Here is a 19,314-nt window from a genome sequence, read left to right on the forward strand (position 1 = left end):
GTGAAAGTAACTTTCACAATGGCACGGCTTCCAATGCGTGCAGTTGCGTCGAAACCATGCTCAAGATTGAGCATGGTTTAACGCGTAGGAGCAACGACTAATGATAGAAAAGTCGGTTTGAGCGGAATTTTAGTAGATAAGGATCGTAGATTTGGAATATGGCTTATTCCAAATCCGTGTTTGATTGCTCAATCAAGGTTCGTGAGTAGTCATCCAGCAGCAGAGCAAAGGTGTTGGGGCTGTGGTCGCGGTAAATGCCCGTCTTAAAATAGGGGCCGAGACAATCGACATAACTGGTTGGCCCGTGGTGGTTCATGACGCGTTCCTCATTGATAGTAATGACAAGGTAGCCGTCAGAGTTAGGCGTCCACTTCACCTTGACATCAAACTGATACCAGCGATTCTTCTTGATAGGCGCGCTGAGGTAGTGCTGAGTTCTCGTCATGCCGTGTTTGTTGTCGGTGTTCACCGCCAGTTGACTGGTTTGGGAGCGAATCAAAAAGCGGTCATTACGCAGTTCAATCCCAAGGTTTGGGCTGCGGCTGATTTCATTCAAATGACGATCTGGCGTGGCATGCCACTGCGCAATTAAAGCGCGCACATCGTCGTACTGCCATTGGTCAGTGATCAGCACTTTAAATCGATAGTGTATTGGCTGATTGAACGGTGCTTTATAGCGCTCGTACACTTCCGCGCGATAGGCGGACCCAGAGCGCGTACGAAATTGATCGCCGTCTCGCAATTCTAATCGCAGTACATTATTGCTTGAGTCCATCGGATCTTGGACTATCATCGCAGAGTGCGGGTAGCCAAAATGACTTCCCCAACCCTGCAAATCATCAAACGGACTGTGCCATTGATGCGCCGTGTCATCGGGTTTGATATCAGGGCAGCTCAAGTGAGCGACCGATTGCTCAGCACACGCCACCAACAGTGGCGCGACAATAATGGGTAAAAGTAACTTCATGATAAACGCAGACCTACCACCACTGAAAAAGAGGCCAATAAACCGATGAGATGGTTCGAGAAGTATATCGTTGAAATCGCCTACGCGTCCGTGCCCTGTGCCATTGTTGGGACACTGGCGTTTAATTTGCTGTAGGGTGATGGATGGGAAGAACGAGGAGCTTATAGGCTCCCTGTTTTGGTTGGGGGAGGTTGCTGACCAACGCATGTTTTGTGTTGTTAGCTCGGATTTTCTCCATTCCTACTTAGTGCTTTTACTCATTCATATCTTGTTAATGAGCTTTTGCACGACTAAAAGTTATCCGTTCTTTTAGTACTGGTAGCTGTAAATTTCTGCGATGCATTACGGCAAGGCTATTCAGAAATATACAAAAAAGCCTTGGTAATATATGTTTGAGATACTTTATCTCATGTAACCAGCTCACGTTAGAGTCAACTTTGTAACACGCTTTTGTTCAATTGTTTGCTCCCGAGCAAATCACAATTTCACCGAGATTTACGGATTCTAAACCAACAAAAAAGCGAACCTTACTCGGTTCGCTTTAGATTTAACTAGAACATCCAACAAAATAGCGGGCTGTTCAACCTACGTCACTTACCCTTCATAACTCTCAATACTCGGGCAAGAGCAGATCAAGTTGCGGTCACCGTAGACGTTGTCGACACGGTTGACGGTTGGCCAGTATTTCCATTGCTTAGTCGCGCTGGATGGGAAGCAGCCCACTTCGCGTGAATATGGGCGATCCCAATGTTCGCTCGCCAAATCCACTTGTGTGTGCGGTGCGTTGACCAGTGGGTTGTTGTCGAGTGGCCAAGCGCCTTCTTTTACGGCGTTCATCTCTTCGCGGATGGCAATCATCGCATCGCAGAAACGATCCAACTCAGCCAGATCTTCAGACTCCGTTGGTTCAACCATCAAGGTGCCGGCGACTGGGAACGACATGGTTGGCGCGTGGAAACCGTAGTCCATCAAACGCTTCGCGATGTCTTCTTCACTGATGCCGATATCTTCTTTTAGCGGGCGGATGTCGATGATGCACTCATGCGCTACTCGACCGTTCTTGCCGCGATAAAGCACAGGGTAGTGAGGGCGTAGGCGCTCCATTACATAGTTGGCGTTCAAAATCGCCACCTTAGTCGCTTCAGTGAGGCCAGCTTCGCCCATCATTGCGATGTAGGCCCAAGAGATAGGCAAGATAGATGCACTGCCAAGATCCGCCGCAGAGACGGCAAACTCTTTACCTTCAACACCGTTTTCAATGTGTCCCGGCAAGAAAGGCGCGAGGTGCGACTTCACACCAATTGGTCCCATACCCGGGCCACCGCCACCATGCGGGATACAGAAGGTTTTGTGTAGGTTGAGGTGAGAGACATCAGAGCCAATCAAGCCCGGTGAGGTCAAACCTACCTGCGCGTTCATGTTGGCACCGTCTAGGTAGACTTGGCCGCCCGCCGCGTGGACCATTTCACACACCTGCTTCACTTGCTCTTCGTACACGCCGTGTGTGGACGGGTAGGTGATCATGATGCTAGAGAGGTTGTCAGCGTGCTTTTCAATTTTGTCCGCGAGATCGGTCAAATCGATGTTGCCGTCTTCATCACATTTCACCACCACAACTTTCATCGACACCATTGAGGCTGTCGCCGGGTTGGTGCCGTGCGCTGAGCTTGGGATGAGACACACATTGCGGTGACCTTCGCCACGGCTCTCATGGTAACGCTGGATGGCAATCAGACCCGCGTACTCACCCGATGCACCAGAGTTAGGCTGCAGTGAAAAATCATCATAACCCGTGATTTCACACAGCTTCTCTTTCAGATCTTTCGCCAATGCCGCATAGCCTGCGGCTTGCTCTAGTGGCGCGAACGGGTGAAGAGCGCCGAACTCAGGCCAAGTGACAGGAATCATCTCGGCTGCGGCGTTAAGCTTCATGGTACAGCTGCCGAGCGGGATCATGCCGTGTGTCAATGAGAAGTCTTTGTTCTCAAGTTGCTTGAGGTAACGCATCATCTGCGTTTCGCTGTGATGCGTGTTGAAGACAGGATGCGTTAGGTACGCTGACGTGCGGCGTAGTGTTTCAGGAATCGCGGCGAACTCGTTGCCACTGATTTCTGACGACAGTCCGTTGATCTCTTCTTTCACACCAAACACGTCAAATAGCGCGGCGATGTCATCAGTGGTGGTGGTTTCATCAAAACTCACGCCCAATTGCGCTTTATCTGCGATCAGGCGCAGGTTGATGTCTGCCGCTTGTGCTTTAGCATACAACGCCTCTGTTTGGCTGCCTGAATTGATGGTGATGGTATCGAAGAAGCTGTTGTGCGCCAGCTCGAAGCCAGATTTGGTCAGGCCAGCGGCTAAAATTGCTGTCATGTGATGCGTGCGGCGTGCGATGGTACGTAGACCTTCCGCGCCGTGGTAAACCGCGTAGAACGACGCCATATTGGCCAGCAGTGCTTGCGCGGTACAGATGTTCGATGTCGCTTTTTCGCGGCGGATATGTTGCTCACGGGTTTGCATCGCCATACGCAGGGCTTGGTTGCCGTTGGCATCAATCGATACGCCAATCACGCGTCCTGGCATGGTGCGCTTGTGTTTGTCACGCGTCGCCATAAACGCTGCGTGTGGGCCGCCGTAACCCATAGGTACGCCAAAACGTTGCGCTGAACCAATCACCACGTCTGCGCCCATTTCGCCCGCTGGCTTAAGCAGTGCGCACGCGAGTAGGTCGGTCGCAACCGCAACCAGTGTTTTGTTGGCTTGCGCTTTGGCGATCACGTCGCTCAAATCGCGCACTTCGCCAGTTGTTCCCGGGTATTGAACCAAGGCACCGAATACGTCTTGTTCTGGGAGAGAGTCCAATGACCCTATGGTGACATCAAAGCCGATGTATTTTGCACGCGTTTTGACGACTTCAATCGTTTGAGGGTGCACATCATCGGCAACAAAAAAGACGTTGCTCTTGCTCTTGCCGGCGCGTTTACACAGCGTCATCGCTTCTGCTGCTGCAGTTGCTTCATCCAGAAGGGAGGCGTTCGCGATGTCCATTGCGGTTAGATCCATCACCATCTGTTGGAAGTTGAGCAGAGATTCCAAACGGCCTTGTGAGATTTCCGGCTGATAGGGCGTGTAGGCCGTGTACCAACCTGGGTTTTCCATCACGTTACGCAGAATCACGTTGGGTGTGAAGGTGTTGTAGTAGCCTTGACCAATGAAGGTGCGTTTGACTTGGTTTTGATCGGCGAACTGGCGCATGGCGCTCAGCATATCCGCTTCGCTCTTGGCTGGGGCCAAGCTTAGTGGCTGCTCTAGACGAATCTGCGGCGGCACCGTTTCCTCAATCAGAGCATCTAAACTGGTGGAATTGATGGCCGCCAACATGGTTTGTTGGTCTTGTGTGTTTGGGCCGTTGTGGCGAGCAACGAACTCATTTTGTGTGCTGAGGCTTTGAAGTAATTCAGTCATTGTCCTTTACCTGCTCCAAAGTTCGCTGAGCGAACCGTGAAAAAAAGCTGCCTCCCAAATTGGGGGCAGCTTTGCTGTTGTGCTTATTACTCGTCTTCGATTGAGTTTAGGTATTCTTCGGCGTCTTTTAGGTCATTTAGCTCAGAAGGATCAGACATCTTCACTTTGACGATCCAGCCGCCTTCATACGGTTCTTCGTTGATTAGCTCTGGGCTGTCTTCGAGCTCTTCGTTGATTTCGATGATTTCACCGGTGATCGGCGCGTAAATATCAGAAGCGGCCTTAACCGATTCAACCAACGAGAAACTGTCGCCGGCTTCAATCTCGTCTTCTACTTCCGGTAGGTCGACGAAGACCACGTCGCCAAGCATTTCTTGAGCGTGCTCAGAAATACCGATAGTTACAGTGCCATCACCGTTGTCACGTACCCACTCATGGCTATCTGCAAACTTCAGTGTTTTGTCCATTGCTTAATCTCCAAAATAACTAAGATAAAATTGATTATTGGTACAGTGGGAAGCGATGACACAAGGCTTTCACTTCTTTGCGAACGCGTTGCTCTACTTCTGTATTTCCTTCAGGGTTATCCACTAACCCGTCCAGAACATCACCAATCCATTGTCCGATAAGTTTGAATTCTTCAGCGCCAAAGCCGCGGCTGGTTCCCGCAGGCGTTCCCAATCGAATGCCCGATGTAATCATAGGCTTCTCAGAATCGAATGGGATGCCATTTTTGTTACATGTGATCCCGGCACGCTCAAGCGCTTCTTCTGCTTTGTTGCCCTTTAACCCTTTTGGTCTTAGGTCGACGAGCATCAAATGCGTGTCCGTTCCGCCTGTCACAATGTCACACCCGCGAGTTTGCAACACCTCAGCAAGAACTTTTGCGTTGCTGATCACCGAATTGATATAAGTCTTAAACTCAGGCCCGAGTGCTTCACCAAACGCGACCGCTTTCGCTGCAATAACATGCATCAACGGTCCGCCTTGTAGCCCAGGGAAGACAGCAGAGTTAATCTTTTTGATGATGCTTTCATCATTGGTCAAAATCATGCCACCACGCGGGCCGCGTAGGGTTTTGTGCGTCGTTGTGGTGACGACATCAGCATAGGGAAGAGGGCTTGGGTGCGCGCCAGTGGCGATAAGGCCGGCGATGTGTGCCATATCGACCATCAGTAAAGCGCCGACTTCGTCAGCAATCGCGCGAAACTGGGCAAAATCAATCGTACGAGGAATGGCGCTGCCACCGGCGATGATAAGCTTCGGTTGATGCGCTTTTGCCAGTGCTCGGACATCGTCGTAATTGATTTCGAGCGTGTCGCGATCCACCCCATATTGCACAGCGTTGAACCATTTACCCGATAGCGCAGGTTTTGCGCCGTGTGTGAGGTGGCCGCCGGCATCAAGAGACATGCCTAAAATGGTGTCGCCCGGTTGCAGCAGTGCGAGCATGACGGCGCCGTTTGCTTGTGCGCCAGAGTGAGGTTGAACGTTTGCGTATTCACACTGAAAAAGCTTTTTAGCGCGTTCGATAGCGATGGCCTCGACCGTATCGACATGCTCACAGCCACCGTAGTAGCGGCGACCTGGGTAACCTTCTGCGTATTTGTTGGTTAGGCAGGTGCCTTGAGCCTGCATCACCGCTTTTGACACAATGTTTTCTGAAGCGATCAACTCGATTTGTTCGTTTTGTCGAGACAGCTCTGCTTGGATGCCTGCAAAGACGGCATCGTCGGTGGCACTGAGTTGAGTTGAGAAAAAATTCTCTAAGCGATGATTGTGATAGGTGTTGTTCATAGTCGATGACCTTCCAATTGAGTCGTCAGCGTGCTGACTAAATTTTGTGTAAATCCATGCCCCGAAAAGAGAGGGGAAAACCCAACTTGGTCGCAAAAATGGCGCGAAACACTGGGGTAAAAATGCATCTCGACAACTAACAAGTTGGTAACATAGCGGTAGTTGCATCAACAATCAACCAAAAATTTCCTATTGGAAACACGCTTGCGGTTTTTGTTAACGAGTGCACACTATATTTCCTATCCTCACCTTTCCAGTTGTACGACCTTGGGGCACAATGAAATCCAAATAGGAAGTGAAGAAAGTATGACTGAGGGAAACATGTCAGAAGATATCTACGATGAGTACCCGTCCATCACCCTAGCGAAGGAAGCGGGTGATCAAAACATCGAGCCGCTTAAGTTAGGCGAGCGCATCAAAGAGATTCGTAGCAAGTTAGGCATCACGCTTGAGGAAGCCAGTCAACGCACTGGGCTCGCGCGTTCAACGCTTAGTAAAATTGAGAACGAGCAAATATCACCGACTTTCCAAGCGATGCAAAAGTTGGCATCGGGGTTGGCGATAGATATGCCACAACTCTTTGAGCCACCTAGAAAAAAGGTCGCAACAGGGCGAAGAGATGTCACCCGAGTTGGGCACGGCAAACCGCACCCCACGCAGACGTATGAACACGAATTGCTGGCTACTCAATTGTCCAATAAAAAGATGATGCCTTTCAAAAGCCGCGTCCACGCGAGGCGTTTTGAAGAGTACAGTGACTGGGTTCGTCATGATGGTGAAGAGTTTCTATTGATCTTATCGGGCACGGTTCGGTTCTACTCAGAGTTTTATGAACCGATTGAGTTGACAGTGGGTGACAGCGTCTATTATGACGCCAATATGGGCCACATGTTGATCTCAACCAGTGAGCAAGACGCGCATATTTTGTGGGTGACAGCCAAATAACGTGAATCAAATGTAAATTTCTTATAGTGAAAGCAAACGTTTGCTTTTGGGTTGTTTATGCGTAGAATAACGCCGCTTTGATCGAATCTTGCTCAAGGCGGCGTTTTTATTGATGATGCCTTGTTGTGAATTTAATGTTAAATGTCACACTTTCACTTCTCACGCTCTTATTTAGGGTGCATTCTCGCCATCGTCGTGTTTATTATTGGAAACAAGGTTTCCTCTCAAGGAAAACGGACCGGATCACATGGAGACAACAATGACTCAAGAATTACTGAAAACCCCTCTTCATACTCTGCATGTTGAAGCGGGCGCAAAGATGGTGCCGTTCGCTGGCTATGATATGCCTGTGCAATACAAACTCGGCGTTAAGAAAGAGCATCTTCATACCCGAGACGCTGCCGGACTTTTTGATGTGTCCCACATGGGACAATTGCGATTGCATGGTGAAGGGGCAGCGGCCTTCCTTGAGTCTTTGGTTCCTGTCGATATCATTGATTTGCCTGTAGGCAATCAGCGCTACGCGTTTTTTACCAACGACAACGGCGGCATTATGGATGACTTAATGGTGGCCAATTTAGGCGATCACTTGTTTGTCGTGGTTAACGCAGCATGCAAACAGCAAGACATCGATCACTTGCAATCACATTTGCCATCGGGTGTGGAGCTGGAGGTGATTGAAGATCGCGCCTTACTTGCGATTCAAGGCCCGCAAGCGGTGGACGTATTGGCAAGATTGAACCCTGATGTAGCGAATATGGTCTTTATGGATGTCAAACGCCTCAACTTACTGGGTGTGGAGTGCGTGATCAGCCGAAGCGGCTACACTGGCGAAGACGGATTTGAAATCTCGGTGCCGAACTCACACGCGGAAGAGTTGGCGACCCGTTTAACGGCGGAAGATGAGGTAGAATGGATTGGCTTAGGCGCGCGCGATTCTCTGCGCTTAGAGTGTGGCCTATGTCTATATGGCCATGACCTTGACCCGACCACGACACCGGTTGAGGCTAGTTTGCTTTGGGGCATCCAGAAAGTGCGTCGCATCGGCGGTGAGCGAGAAGGGGGCTTCCCAGGGGCCGACATTATTCTTGGTCAAATTGAATCGAAAGATGTCTCGCGCAAGCGCGTCGGTCTTGTGGGTCAAACCAAAGCGCCAGTTCGTGAAGGCACAGAGTTATTTGATGAATCAGACAACAAAATCGGCATCGTCACCAGCGGCACCGCAGGCCCGAATGCCGGCAAGCCCGTCTCTATGGCGTATGTCCGCGCCGATCTGGCCAGCATCGGCACCACTCTGTTTGCCGAGGTTCGCGGTAAAAAACTGCCCATGACCGTTGAAAAAATGCCGTTTGTCCCTCAGAGATACTATCGCGGTTAATCATGGTTAAATGATAGATATTGTGCATAAGCCTCTCTGCGGAGAGGTTTTTTTGTATCAATAATTGGGTAGAATCAAGGCTGCTGTTTCAAGGATGTATTGAATGAAAAACGTATTTCTCTTATTGGGTGTCACGCTCGCGACCCCGCTCTATGCCGCCGACATTACTCCTTATATCGTTAATGGTTCAGATATTAGTGTGACGAAATATCCGTCTTTCGTCAGCCTGTTTTATGACCGGATTGATTATGATGGTGCTTACAGCACCAGTCCTTATTGTGGGGCTACACTGCTAAGTAGTCAGTACGTACTTACCGCAGCGCACTGTATCTACGGTGATAGCGATAGTCAGCGATTCACATCGGTTGTCCCGCAACTCCAATACGAAAGTGACTTTCCAGACGATGTGATTGATCGGGTCATGGTCAATGAGTATTACTATCCTGATAGCTACAACGATGACACATTGGCCAATGATATTGCGATACTTAAGCTGGCTACGCCCATCACCATTGTTTCTGACTACACAGACAGAGCAACGGTGTCAGACGAGTTGACTTACCGCAATGTGTCAGAGCAGTTTTTCGCGATCGGACACGGCAACACTGAGACAGGCGTCGACGATAGTGATTCATTGCAAGAGACTCAATTGGCTTATGTGGCGAACGAAGATTGCAATGTGTATACCGGTGTCGATACCAGTGACAACTTATGTATGACCGGTGCCGCGACGGTTGTTTATGACAACGCGACATGCCAAGGTGACTCAGGTGGCCCTCTGTTTTGGAACACGAAACAGGTCGGTATTACCAGTTTTGGACCAGCGGCTGGTTGTGGCTTTACAGGTATTGAGCCTAACTCGGTGTTCACTGAAGTGTCTCACCATGCTGATTGGATAGATTCGGTGTTAAATGGTAATGAGACACCCAAGGTGACGATTACCGATGAGGCCCGAAACAGCGCGCTAGGTATTTCCACGACGACCAGCTCGAGTGGTGGCGGCGGTAGCCTTGGCCTCTTCTCCTTATTGGCACTTGTTCTGCTTGGTCAACGTCGTCACGCATAAACGGCGCCGATCTTCTCACAAGTGACACTCGTAAACTAAACTTATTGAGTAGAGTGTCGTGAGGGATGAGAATGATGGGTCGATGGATAGTAGCAGGGTGGGCTCTCATGGCGTCCACCGCCTGTGTAAGTGCCGCAGAAGTCTCGCCGTATATTGTCAATGGCACGACGACCGATTTAACGGATTACCCCACCTTTGCCAGCTTGTTTTATAAAACGGACAGCGTCTATCAGCCTTCCTCATTTTGCGGCGCGACGCTCATCAACAGTCGTTACGTGTTAACGGCGGCGCACTGCATTTATGGTGATGATGATTTAATGCTCTACACCGTCGTCGCGCCGGGGCTTGATGATGAGGATGATTTTCTCAACGCAGAACAAGCGCGCGCAAGCGAGTTCTATTACCCCGATAACTACCAAAACAGTGAAGCGGCGCTTTGGCCAAATGACATTGCCATCATTAAGCTCGAAACGGCGGTCAGTGCAAGTGACTACACCTATCTTATCAATTCAACAGTCAACAATAGCTTTGGTGAAAGCGATACCTTTAAAGCCGTCGGGCATGGCTTGATCGAAGGCGGTGCAGATGGCGGCACGCTAGCGCGAGATACGACGCTGGACTACGTCTCCACCGCCACTTGCCGTAGCGAGTTTGGCAGTAATATTACCAGCAAACAACTCTGTTTCAGTGGTGAGATCTCAGCCGGTTACCGAAACTCGACGTGCAGTGGCGATTCCGGAGGCCCTGTCTATTGGGACAATGGCGTCGAGTTTGTTCAGGTGGGGATCACCAGTTTTGGTCCTTCTCAGTGTGGTGATCAATCGGTGAGTGTGACTTCGGTTTTTACCGATGTGTACGATTATCAGGATTGGATCGAGCGGGTCATTAACGGGCAAGAAACGCCAAAAACCTATGTGGTGACAAGCAATGGCCAGCGTCGTTTGGTCTACAGCACTGAAACGACGTCCTCTCCATCAAGTGGCGGTGGTGGAGGGAGCTCAGGTCTACTCTTTTTGGTTTTATTGCTACTTTCTGGCACGCTGAAATGGCACTTGAGAGAAAGATCACATGGTTAAAATCGATCTGTTTCGATTCTTAAAAATGAGATAATCAATATAAACATCTGAATATTGGAGTAATTGCGTATAAAACTTGAGGAATGTCTCAATCATCCACGTTGACTAATCTGTGCTAAACGATAGTTTTAAATTGTGAATGGGTTGAGCTAGGACTATTACTATGACAAATGGACATCACTACCAAATTACGCTTTTATCAGACGTAAGTATGCAATCAAAACTGTTTCGAGATTCTCTTGAGCAGGGATTACACCTCAAAGTGAACATTGTCACCATGGAAGATTTGCAGTCGGGGCACTTCGATAGCAGCTTGTTAGGTGATTTTGTACTCTTCGATTTTCAGTACATCGACGAAGAAAAGTTTGAACTGTACAGCCAAGCAAAAACGAACAATGACCATGTGTCGCGTGAGATCGTGATTAACTGCCCACAAGAGGTGCCTTCTACGCAACTCTTCAAGTGGCGCAACTTGGTGGGCGTATTTTATAACGATGACGATTTATCGCTGCTTCTCAAAGGCATGGAAAAGATCATGCAAGATGAGATGTGGCTGTCTCGTAAACTGGCCCAGGATTACATCGAACACTTTCGCTGTGCTAACACCGTGACCACGTCGCAATCCTACGCCAGTTTGACCAAGCGAGAAAAAGAGATCATGCGGCTACTTGGGCATGGGGCATCTAACTTACAGATCGCCGATGAATTGTTCGTCAGTGAGAACACGGTGAAGACCCACTTGCACAATATCTTCAAGAAAATCAACGCAAAAAACCGTTTGCAAGCGCTACTTTGGGCAAACAACAACATTGCACTTGAGGAGCGCGTTTAAACGCATTCCCCTCTCATTAGGGCGCGGCCAGTCATTGATGTGAGTCAACGATGGGTCGTGCCTTTTCTCTTTTATTCTCGGTCACTTTTTATACTTATCTATTCATCGCATCGATAAAACGTATCTGATCCGACCGTCTTGAAAGTGAATGCGATCACTTTTTTGTCGGCGTGTTGCTCGTTTCTATCGATCATTCTCACACTCTCAACGCAGAGGTATCGCATTCATCACTGAGCGTTCTATTATTTCATCGAAACGTTTCGATGGCATTTACAAGGTTGATTAAAGCTAGGTGTTTTAAACAGCGCTTCAATCAGCGACAGGGGTATTAACGCGATGTGATCGCGCTGTTTCCGGTAAGAGAAGCCCACGGCCAGCGAAACGATGAACGAGAAAAAGGTTCCCTACATGAAAAAAAGTTCCCTACTGAATGCGGAGTTGTCCCACCTAGCGGCGACACTCGGCCATACCGATGAAATCACCGTGTGTGATGCCGGTTTGCCTATTCCAGAGTCGGTGCAGCGCATCGATTTGGCGCTGACTTATGGCGTGCCCAGCTTTTTAGATACGGTGCGTGTCTGGCTAAGTGAAGCGCAGATTGAAGGAGTGATTGTGGCGCAAGAGTTTGCCGAAGTCAGCCCTGAGCATCATCGAGCATTGATGGCGTTGATCGATGAGGAGCGTTGCACGTCAGGTAAGATAATCGAAGTGCACACCCTCTCTCATGAAGCGTTTAAACAGCGTAGCGAGCGCAGTCGTGCGATTGTGCGTACGGGCGAATGTACACCGTATGCCAATGTTATCTTCCAATCGGGCGTCGTGTTTTAACCATCATGACGTTGGCGACATCGTGTGACGCGGTGACGCTGCACAAAGACAGGAACAATTATGTCTCAAGCTATCTTACAACTGAGTGACATCGACAAAGCGTTTCCTGGGGTCAAAGCCCTAGATAGCGCCAGTCTCAATGTGTACCCAGGCCGAGTGATGGCGCTGATGGGGGAGAACGGAGCAGGTAAATCAACCTTGATGAAAGTCCTGACCGGCATCTACACCAAAGATAGCGGAACCATCCACTATCAGGGCCAACCCGCGGCTTTTAAAGGACCAAGGGACTCACAACAAGCAGGTATCAGCATTATTCACCAAGAGCTGAACCTGATCCCTGAGTTGACGATTGCGGAAAACATCTTCTTAGGCCGCGAATTTACCTCTGCGTTGGGGCGCATTCAGTGGGACACCATGTACGCGGAAGCGGATAAATTGTTGCGCCGCTTGAACGTGAAACACAGCTCGAAGCAGTTGTTGGGCGAGTTGAGCTTGGGTGAGCAGCAAATGGTGGAAATCGCCAAAGCGCTCTCATTCGAATCCAAAGTCATCATTATGGATGAGCCGACCGATGCCTTGACCGATACCGAAACGGAATCGCTGTTTGCGGTGATCAATGAACTGCGCGATCAGGGTTGCGGCATTGTCTATATCTCCCATCGCCTCAAGGAAATTTTCCAGATTTGTGATGACATTACCGTGCTGCGTGATGGCAAGTTCATTGGTGAATGTCCGGTGTCTGATACCGATGAAGATGGCCTGATTGAGATGATGGTCGGACGCAAATTGGACGAGCAGTACCCACGCATCGCAGTCACGCATGGCAAGGTCTGTTTGGAAGTGATTGGCCTGACCGGTTCGGGTGTTTCAGATGTCAGCTTTACCTTAAACCAAGGTGAAATCTTGGGCGTTTCTGGCCTGATGGGCGCTGGACGTACCGAGCTGATGAAAGTGATCTACGGTGCGCTGCCAAGTGAGCGGGGCGTGATCAATCTCAATGGCAAAACGGTGAACCCAGAAAACCCACAAGATGCGCTGGCGAATGGTATTGCCTACATCTCTGAAGATCGTAAAGGCGATGGACTGGTGCTTGGGCTTTCTGTCAAAGAGAACATGTCGCTCTGTTCACTGGATAAGCTCACCAAGGGCGGGCGTATTCAACATAGCGATGAAGTGATTGCCGTCGATGATTTTATTCATCTGTTTAACATCAAGACGCCAAGTCGAGAGCAGATTATTGGCAACTTATCGGGGGGCAATCAGCAAAAAGTAGCGATTGCGAAAGGCTTGATGACCAAGCCTAAAGTGCTGATTCTCGATGAGCCAACACGCGGCGTGGATGTCGGCGCCAAGAAAGAGATCTATCAACTGATTAATAAATTTAAAGCCGATGGGATGAGCATCATCTTAGTGTCGTCGGAAATGCCAGAAGTGCTCGGAATGAGTGATCGCATTTTAGTGATGCACGAGGGCCGAATTAGCGGCGAATTTGATGCCAAAGAGGCAGACCAGGAAACACTACTGGCGTGTGCCGTCGGTAAAAAGCGTATTGAGGATGCAGCATGAGCAGCAAAACCCTAACTAAAGCGAACCCTAGCCACAGCAAAAAGCTGCTGAGCAAAGAGTGGTTAATCGAGCAGAAATCTTTGATTGCCCTGCTGTTTTTGATTGTCGTGGTGTCGTTCTTAAACCCGAACTTTTTCACCCTTGATAACATTTTAAATATTCTTCGCCAAACCTCGGTCAATGCGATCATTGCGGTGGGGATGACGCTGGTGATTTTAACCGCGGGCATCGATTTGAGCGTCGGCTCTGTGCTGGCCTTATGTGGTGCTTTTGCCGCGAGCATGATTGCACTGGAAGTTCCGGTACTGATCGCCGTGCCAACCGCACTGCTGGCGGGGGCGGCGCTGGGCGCGATCAGTGGGATCATCATTGCCAAAGGTAAGGTGCAGGCGTTTATCGCAACCTTAGTCACCATGACCCTTCTGCGTGGTGTCACTATGGTGTACACCGATGGTCGTCCTATTTCAACGGGCTTTACCGATACCGCCGATGCGTTCGCTTGGTTTGGTACGGGCTACGCCTTAGGGATCCCTGTTCCGGTCTGGTTAATGGTCGTGGTATTTGCAGCGACGTGGTATCTACTCAATCACACTCGTTTTGGTCGTTACGTCTACGCGCTGGGCGGTAATGAGTCGGCCACACGTTTATCGGGCATTAACGTCGACCGCGTGAAAATCGGAGTGTACGCCATCTGTGGTCTGTTGGCGGCACTGGCAGGGATCATCATCACTTCTCGCTTGTCGTCAGCGCAACCGACGGCAGGTATGGGCTATGAGCTGGATGCCATCGCAGCGGTGGTATTGGGTGGTACCAGCTTAATGGGTGGTAAAGGGCGAATCATGGGCACCTTGATTGGCGCGCTGATCATTGGTTTCTTGAACAATGCGCTGAACTTGCTCGATGTCTCCTCTTACTACCAAATGATCGCTAAGGCCGTAGTGATTCTACTTGCGGTACTGGTCGATAACAAAAACAAGTAATTAGGTTAACTCTGACTCGTCGTGGTCACACTTCGAGTCTCCCCCTACATAAAGGACTAAAACAATGAAAAAACTAGCAACTCTTATCTCTGCTGCTCTGCTGTCATCCACTGTGTCTGTTACCGCTCATGCGCAAGACACGATGGCGATTGTCCTCTCAACGTTGAATAACCCATTTTTTGTCACCATGAAAGATGGCGCGGAAGCGAAGGCGAAAGAGTTGGGTTACGAGCTGATCGTTCTGGACTCGCAAAATGACCCAAGTAAAGAGCTCTCCAACGTGGAAGATCTTACGGTACGTGGCGTCAAAGCGATCTTAATCAACCCAACCGATTCTGATGCTGTATCGAACGCGATTCGTATGGCCAACCGCAGCAATATCCCTGTGCTGACGCTTGACCGCGGTGCAAGCCGTGGTGAGGTTGTCAGTCACATTGCGTCAGATAACGTTGTAGGGGGCGAGCTTGCAGGTAACTACATCGTTGAAAAAGTGGGCATGAAAGCCAAAGTGATTCAGCTTGAAGGTATCGCAGGTACTTCTGCAGCGCGCGAGCGTGGTGAGGGTTTCATGAACGCGGTGAAAGGCAGCGAAATGGAACTGTTGGCCAGTCAGCCAGCGGATTTCGACCGTACTAAAGGTTTGAACGTAATGGAAAACTTGCTGGCAGCAAACCCGGATGTACAAGCCGTCTTCGCCCAAAACGATGAGATGGCACTGGGTGCACTGCGCGCGGTCGAAGCATCGGGTAAAGAGGTGATGATCGTTGGTTTTGATGGCACAGACGACGGTATTGCAGCGGTTAACCGTGGCAAATTGGCGGCAACCATTGCTCAGCAACCGGATCTGATTGGTGCATTGGGCATCGAGACCGCAGCGAAAGTGCTGAAAGGGGAAAGTGTTGAAGCTTACATCCCAGTACCGTTGAAAGTGGTGACTAAGTAATCACGTCATGAAATAACGCATGGTTATCGTGCGTGCCTTCCTACTTCCTTTGCCTGAAGGGGAGTAGGAGGGCGAATATCTTTGCACTCACAAGGCTTAGTCTTGATAAAACCGAGCGAGAGTCATCCTTGTGAGTGAAAAGGTATTTAGCGTAACTCGAAACAAGGTTCACTCGAACCGAGGAATTTTCTATGAATAAGTTAGTGGTATTGGGTAGTGTTAACGCTGACCATGTTCTTCAGGTGCCTTCTTTCCCGCGTCCAGGTGAGACGCTGCACGGTCGACATTATCAAGTCATTCCTGGTGGCAAGGGCGCCAACCAAGCGGTGGCTGCCGCTCGGCTCAATGCAGATGTCGGATTTATCGCGTGTGTCGGCGATGATGCGTTTGGAATTAACATCCGTGAGAGCTTTAAGTTAGATAAAATCGCCATCTCTGGCGTGAAAATGCAACCTAACTGTCCGACTGGGATTGCGATGATCCAAGTGGCTGACAGCGGTGAAAACAGCATTTGCATCTCAGCGGAAGCAAACGCGAAGCTGATTGCAGAGGCGATAGACAACGAAGATTGCCAAGCGATTCGTCAAGCTCACTATCTATTAATGCAATTGGAAACCCCAATGTGCGGCATTGAGAAAGCCGCCCGCATTGCCAAAGAAGCGCGTACCAATGTCATTTTAAACCCAGCCCCTGCGCAGGTGCTCAGCGATGAGTTACTGGCGTGTGTGGATGTCATCACCCCAAATGAGACCGAAGCGCAAGTGCTGACGGGTATCACGGTGACCGATGATGCCTCAGCGCAGCAAGCCGCGAATGCTTTGCACCAGAAAGGCATTGAGATCGTGCTCATTACGCTGGGTGCTAAGGGTGTATGGCTCAGTCAAAATGGACGGGGGGAACTTATCCCAGGTTTTCGTGTTGAGGCTGTGGATACCACAGCCGCAGGGGATACCTTTAATGGTGCCTTGGTCACTGGCTTATTAGAGGATTTGCCTCTAGAATCTTCGATTAGGTTCGCTCATGCAGCAGCGGCGCTCTCCGTGACACGGTTTGGCGCGCAAACGTCGATTCCTAGTCGTCAAGAAGTGGAGGCGTTTCTTGCTGAGCGAGTCTAGCTTGTTTAGATGGCTGCCGGGTCGGCAGCCATAATATCGCTGTAGTAAGGAGACGATGATATGGCGACCATGAAAGATATTGCCAAACTGGCAGGGGTCTCAACCTCTACGGTTAGCCATGTGATCAACCAATCGCGGTTTGTGAGTGAGGCGATCTCCGAGCGCGTGAATCAAGCCGCTTCTCAGCTCAATTACACGCCATCGGCGCTTGCGCGCAGTCTTAAAGTCAATCGTACGAACACCATCGGTATGCTGGTGACGACCTCGACGAACCCATTTTTTGGTGAGGTGGTCAAGGGCGTAGAGCGCAGCTGTTATCATCAAGGCTATAACCTGATCTTGTGCAACACCGAAGGCGATCATGAGCGGATGCGTCAATCCATCAATACTCTGCTGCAAAAGCGTGTCGATGGGCTGATTTTGATGTGCTCGTCGCTTGAAGGCGAGCGCATCGATATCTTTGACAAATACCCAGACATCCCCGTTGTCGTCATGGATTGGGGCCCGATGCTGTTTACCAGCGACAAGATTCAAGACAACTCTTTGCGCGGCGGCTATTTAGCGGCGAAATATTTGATTGATTGTGGCCACACTCAGGTGGGGTGTATTACTGGGCCACTGGCAAAACACCAAGCGCAGATGCGCTACGAAGGGTATAAACGCGCGATGAACGAAGCGGGCAATGAGTTCAAAGCGAACTGGATCATCGAAGGCGACTTTGAGTGTGAAGGCGGTTACAACGCTCTGCATAAGATGGTCGAGAAAGGGCCGCTGCCCAGTGCGATTTTTGTCTGCAATGACATGATGGCACTTGGCGTGATTAACGCTGCAGCCGAATTAGGGATCAAAATTCCGGATCAGCTCTCTATCATCGGGTATGACGATATTCATATCGCGCGCTTTATGACACCCGCTTTAACCACTATCCACCAACCTAAGTATCGACTCGGCAAAGCGGCGGTCGAGGCACTATTGCAGCGTCTTGAACACAGCGTCGAGGAGAGCCAAGTCGTGCAACTAGAGCCGACCTTGGTCGAGCGTCACACAGTGAAAAAGTTGTCGCTCTCATAGTGCCGACTTTTTACTCAGGCAGATTCGGATTGATTAGCGTGATGATTTTTCAGTGATCATGCTGACAATCCTGTCTACACTAAAAGTACCACAACGCACAGACCTCGCTATTCGTCACGGAATCGACGCAAACTTGGTTATTCCTACGTCGAACCTACGGGGTGGCAATTTACAAAAGCGTGAATAGCGGTTAAAAAGGCGTATATCTTCAAGTTGAGAGCAGGCAATAAGTCATTATGAGCGTATCTAGCAGTACGATACTCACTGAGAGCGGTACCAATGAGCTGGAAATCATTGAATTTCATTTAGAAAAACAGCTCCCAAATGGTAAAACCAAAACGTGTTATTACGGTATCAACGTCGCCAAAGTACGCGAAGTGATTCAGGTTCCGGAAACCACCGATTACCCCAACGCACAGCCGCATATGGTGGGCGTATTTTCATCACGTGATATTTTGACCCCGCTGGTGGATTTGGCTGGCTGGCTCGGTGTCCCGACCAACCCAGATCTCGCTCGAAAGTTTGTTATTGTCACTGACTTCAACAATATGACCAATGGGTTTTTGATTGACAGTATCAGTCGCATTCACCGTATTTCGTGGAATGACGTTGAGTCACCAAGCCAGTTTTTAGAAGCGGGCGAACAAGACTGCGTTGTTGCGGTGGTCCGTAAAGATGGCAACCTCATCATGATCCTCGACTTTGAAAAAATCATTGCCGACATTAACCCAGAATTGTCTATGGATAAATACGACGTGAAAGAAGATAAGAGCGTCGATATGAACCAACGGATGATCACCAAACGTAATGGCAAAACCATCATGGTGGTCGATGACTCTGCTTTTATCCGCTCTCTAATCCAAGATACCTTGAGTTCATCTGGCTACAACATCATTGCTTGTAAAGATGGTGGTGAAGCACACGACAAGCTGATGAATTTGATTGAAGTGGCGAAAGAGGAAAACTTACCGGTCAACGAGTTGATCGATGGTGTGGTGACGGATGTAGAGATGCCTCGTATGGATGGCATGCACTTAGTTAAACGCCTTCGAGAGAGCGAAGCGTATCAATCGATCCCCATCGTGATGTTCTCTTCTTTGATGAGTGAGGACAACCGAGCAAAAGCACTGGCACTTGGCGCGAATGACACCATTACGAAACCAGAAATTGGCAAAATGGTGGCCATGATGGATAAATACATTTTTGGTCGAACGGCCTGATTGCCAGGTCAAACGGTCCAATCCTAACAACAAAAGACACAAAAAAAGGTACGCAATGCGTACCT

16 protein-coding genes are annotated in these 19,314 nt (G+C 49.6%); 12 read left to right on the forward strand and 4 right to left on the reverse strand.

What is annotated here, in order from left to right:
- Nucleotides 1-163: 163 nt before the first annotated feature.
- The 4 genes from AC6R0L_RS17350 to AC6R0L_RS17365 form a co-directional block, all read right to left on the reverse strand.
- Nucleotides 164-967 (reverse strand): polysaccharide lyase family 20 protein, encoded by an 804-nt coding sequence (locus AC6R0L_RS17350; RefSeq protein WP_500629951.1) that lies wholly within the window; start codon nt 965-967, stop codon nt 164-166.
- Nucleotides 968-1,561: 594 nt separating this feature from the next.
- A complete protein-coding gene (gcvP, locus tag AC6R0L_RS17355; protein WP_500629952.1) occupies nt 1,562-4,432 on the reverse strand; it encodes an aminomethyl-transferring glycine dehydrogenase in 2,871 nt (956 codons plus the stop codon).
- Nucleotides 4,433-4,518: 86 nt separating this feature from the next.
- The gene (gene gcvH / locus AC6R0L_RS17360; protein WP_334551500.1) at nt 4,519-4,899 is read right to left on the reverse strand and encodes a glycine cleavage system protein GcvH; all 381 of its coding nucleotides are present in this window, start codon (nt 4,897-4,899) and stop codon (nt 4,519-4,521) included.
- Nucleotides 4,900-4,933: 34 nt separating this feature from the next.
- On the reverse strand, nt 4,934-6,229 hold the full coding sequence (locus tag AC6R0L_RS17365; protein WP_500629953.1) for a serine hydroxymethyltransferase: 1,296 nt from the start codon (nt 6,227-6,229) through the stop codon (nt 4,934-4,936).
- 321 nt (nt 6,230-6,550) lie between these two features.
- Here AC6R0L_RS17365 and AC6R0L_RS17370 point away from each other — a divergent pair, with 321 nt between their 5' ends.
- From AC6R0L_RS17370 to AC6R0L_RS17425, 12 genes are all read left to right on the forward strand, one after another.
- Nucleotides 6,551-7,174, forward strand: coding sequence for a helix-turn-helix domain-containing protein (locus tag AC6R0L_RS17370; RefSeq protein ID WP_334551502.1), 624 nt, complete (start codon nt 6,551-6,553; stop codon nt 7,172-7,174).
- A 259-nt stretch (nt 7,175-7,433) separates the two neighbouring features.
- Nucleotides 7,434-8,552, forward strand: coding sequence for a glycine cleavage system aminomethyltransferase GcvT (gcvT, locus tag AC6R0L_RS17375; protein WP_500629954.1), 1,119 nt, complete (start codon nt 7,434-7,436; stop codon nt 8,550-8,552).
- Between the two features lie 103 nt (nt 8,553-8,655).
- Nucleotides 8,656-9,618 (forward strand): S1 family peptidase, encoded by a 963-nt coding sequence (locus AC6R0L_RS17380; RefSeq protein WP_500629955.1) that lies wholly within the window; start codon nt 8,656-8,658, stop codon nt 9,616-9,618.
- Between the two features lie 74 nt (nt 9,619-9,692).
- On the forward strand, nt 9,693-10,694 hold the full coding sequence (locus AC6R0L_RS17385; protein ID WP_500630006.1) for a S1 family peptidase: 1,002 nt from the start codon (nt 9,693-9,695) through the stop codon (nt 10,692-10,694).
- Nucleotides 10,695-10,857: 163 nt separating this feature from the next.
- A complete protein-coding gene (locus tag AC6R0L_RS17390; RefSeq protein WP_500625536.1) occupies nt 10,858-11,526 on the forward strand; it encodes a LuxR C-terminal-related transcriptional regulator in 669 nt (222 codons plus the stop codon).
- Between the two features lie 408 nt (nt 11,527-11,934).
- Nucleotides 11,935-12,354 carry a D-ribose pyranase gene (gene rbsD, locus AC6R0L_RS17395; protein ID WP_500629956.1) on the forward strand — a complete coding sequence of 140 codons (420 nt, stop codon included), beginning with the start codon at nt 11,935-11,937 and terminating at the stop codon, nt 12,352-12,354.
- Nucleotides 12,355-12,414: 60 nt separating this feature from the next.
- The gene (gene rbsA / locus AC6R0L_RS17400; protein WP_500629957.1) at nt 12,415-13,920 is read left to right on the forward strand and encodes a ribose ABC transporter ATP-binding protein RbsA; all 1,506 of its coding nucleotides are present in this window, start codon (nt 12,415-12,417) and stop codon (nt 13,918-13,920) included.
- Nucleotides 13,917-14,900 (forward strand): ribose ABC transporter permease, encoded by a 984-nt coding sequence (gene rbsC, locus AC6R0L_RS17405; RefSeq protein WP_500629958.1) that lies wholly within the window; start codon nt 13,917-13,919, stop codon nt 14,898-14,900. The genes rbsA and rbsC overlap by 4 nt, the downstream gene beginning before the upstream one ends.
- Nucleotides 14,901-14,964: 64 nt before the next feature.
- Entirely contained in the window at nt 14,965-15,843 is an 879-nt protein-coding gene (gene rbsB, locus AC6R0L_RS17410; protein WP_500629959.1) for a ribose ABC transporter substrate-binding protein RbsB, read from the forward strand.
- Nucleotides 15,844-16,034: 191 nt separating this feature from the next.
- The gene (rbsK, locus tag AC6R0L_RS17415; protein ID WP_500629960.1) at nt 16,035-16,958 is read left to right on the forward strand and encodes a ribokinase; all 924 of its coding nucleotides are present in this window, start codon (nt 16,035-16,037) and stop codon (nt 16,956-16,958) included.
- A gap of 60 nt (nt 16,959-17,018) precedes the next feature.
- Nucleotides 17,019-18,029 carry a substrate-binding domain-containing protein gene (locus AC6R0L_RS17420; protein WP_500629961.1) on the forward strand — a complete coding sequence of 337 codons (1,011 nt, stop codon included), beginning with the start codon at nt 17,019-17,021 and terminating at the stop codon, nt 18,027-18,029.
- 236 nt (nt 18,030-18,265) lie between these two features.
- Nucleotides 18,266-19,249, forward strand: a complete 984-nt coding sequence (locus AC6R0L_RS17425; protein WP_500625541.1) for a chemotaxis protein — start codon at nt 18,266-18,268, stop codon at nt 19,247-19,249.
- Nucleotides 19,250-19,314 lie beyond the last annotated feature (65 nt).

It is taken from the genome of Vibrio sp. R15-SG3-ISO1A (genome assembly GCF_059833955.1).

Bases quoted from the DNA above. Each gene is read 5' to 3' on its own strand.
- AC6R0L_RS17350 (WP_500629951.1), bottom strand. From the start codon at position 967: ATGAAGTTACTTTTACCCATTATTGTCGCGCCACTGTTGGTGGCGTGT.
- gcvP (WP_500629952.1), bottom strand. From the start codon at position 4,432: ATGACTGAATTACTTCAAAGCCTCAGCACACAAAATGAGTTCGTTGCT.
- gcvH (WP_334551500.1), bottom strand. From the start codon at position 4,899: ATGGACAAAACACTGAAGTTTGCAGATAGCCATGAGTGGGTACGTGAC.
- AC6R0L_RS17365 (WP_500629953.1), bottom strand. From the start codon at position 6,229: ATGAACAACACCTATCACAATCATCGCTTAGAGAATTTTTTCTCAACT.
- AC6R0L_RS17370 (WP_334551502.1), top strand. From the start codon at position 6,551: ATGTCAGAAGATATCTACGATGAGTACCCGTCCATCACCCTAGCGAAG.
- gcvT (WP_500629954.1), top strand. From the start codon at position 7,434: ATGACTCAAGAATTACTGAAAACCCCTCTTCATACTCTGCATGTTGAA.
- AC6R0L_RS17380 (WP_500629955.1), top strand. From the start codon at position 8,656: ATGAAAAACGTATTTCTCTTATTGGGTGTCACGCTCGCGACCCCGCTC.
- AC6R0L_RS17385 (WP_500630006.1), top strand. From the start codon at position 9,693: ATGGGTCGATGGATAGTAGCAGGGTGGGCTCTCATGGCGTCCACCGCC.
- AC6R0L_RS17390 (WP_500625536.1), top strand. From the start codon at position 10,858: ATGACAAATGGACATCACTACCAAATTACGCTTTTATCAGACGTAAGT.
- rbsD (WP_500629956.1), top strand. From the start codon at position 11,935: ATGAAAAAAAGTTCCCTACTGAATGCGGAGTTGTCCCACCTAGCGGCG.
- rbsA (WP_500629957.1), top strand. From the start codon at position 12,415: ATGTCTCAAGCTATCTTACAACTGAGTGACATCGACAAAGCGTTTCCT.
- rbsC (WP_500629958.1), top strand. From the start codon at position 13,917: ATGAGCAGCAAAACCCTAACTAAAGCGAACCCTAGCCACAGCAAAAAG.
- rbsB (WP_500629959.1), top strand. From the start codon at position 14,965: ATGAAAAAACTAGCAACTCTTATCTCTGCTGCTCTGCTGTCATCCACT.
- rbsK (WP_500629960.1), top strand. From the start codon at position 16,035: ATGAATAAGTTAGTGGTATTGGGTAGTGTTAACGCTGACCATGTTCTT.
- AC6R0L_RS17420 (WP_500629961.1), top strand. From the start codon at position 17,019: ATGGCGACCATGAAAGATATTGCCAAACTGGCAGGGGTCTCAACCTCT.
- AC6R0L_RS17425 (WP_500625541.1), top strand. From the start codon at position 18,266: ATGAGCGTATCTAGCAGTACGATACTCACTGAGAGCGGTACCAATGAG.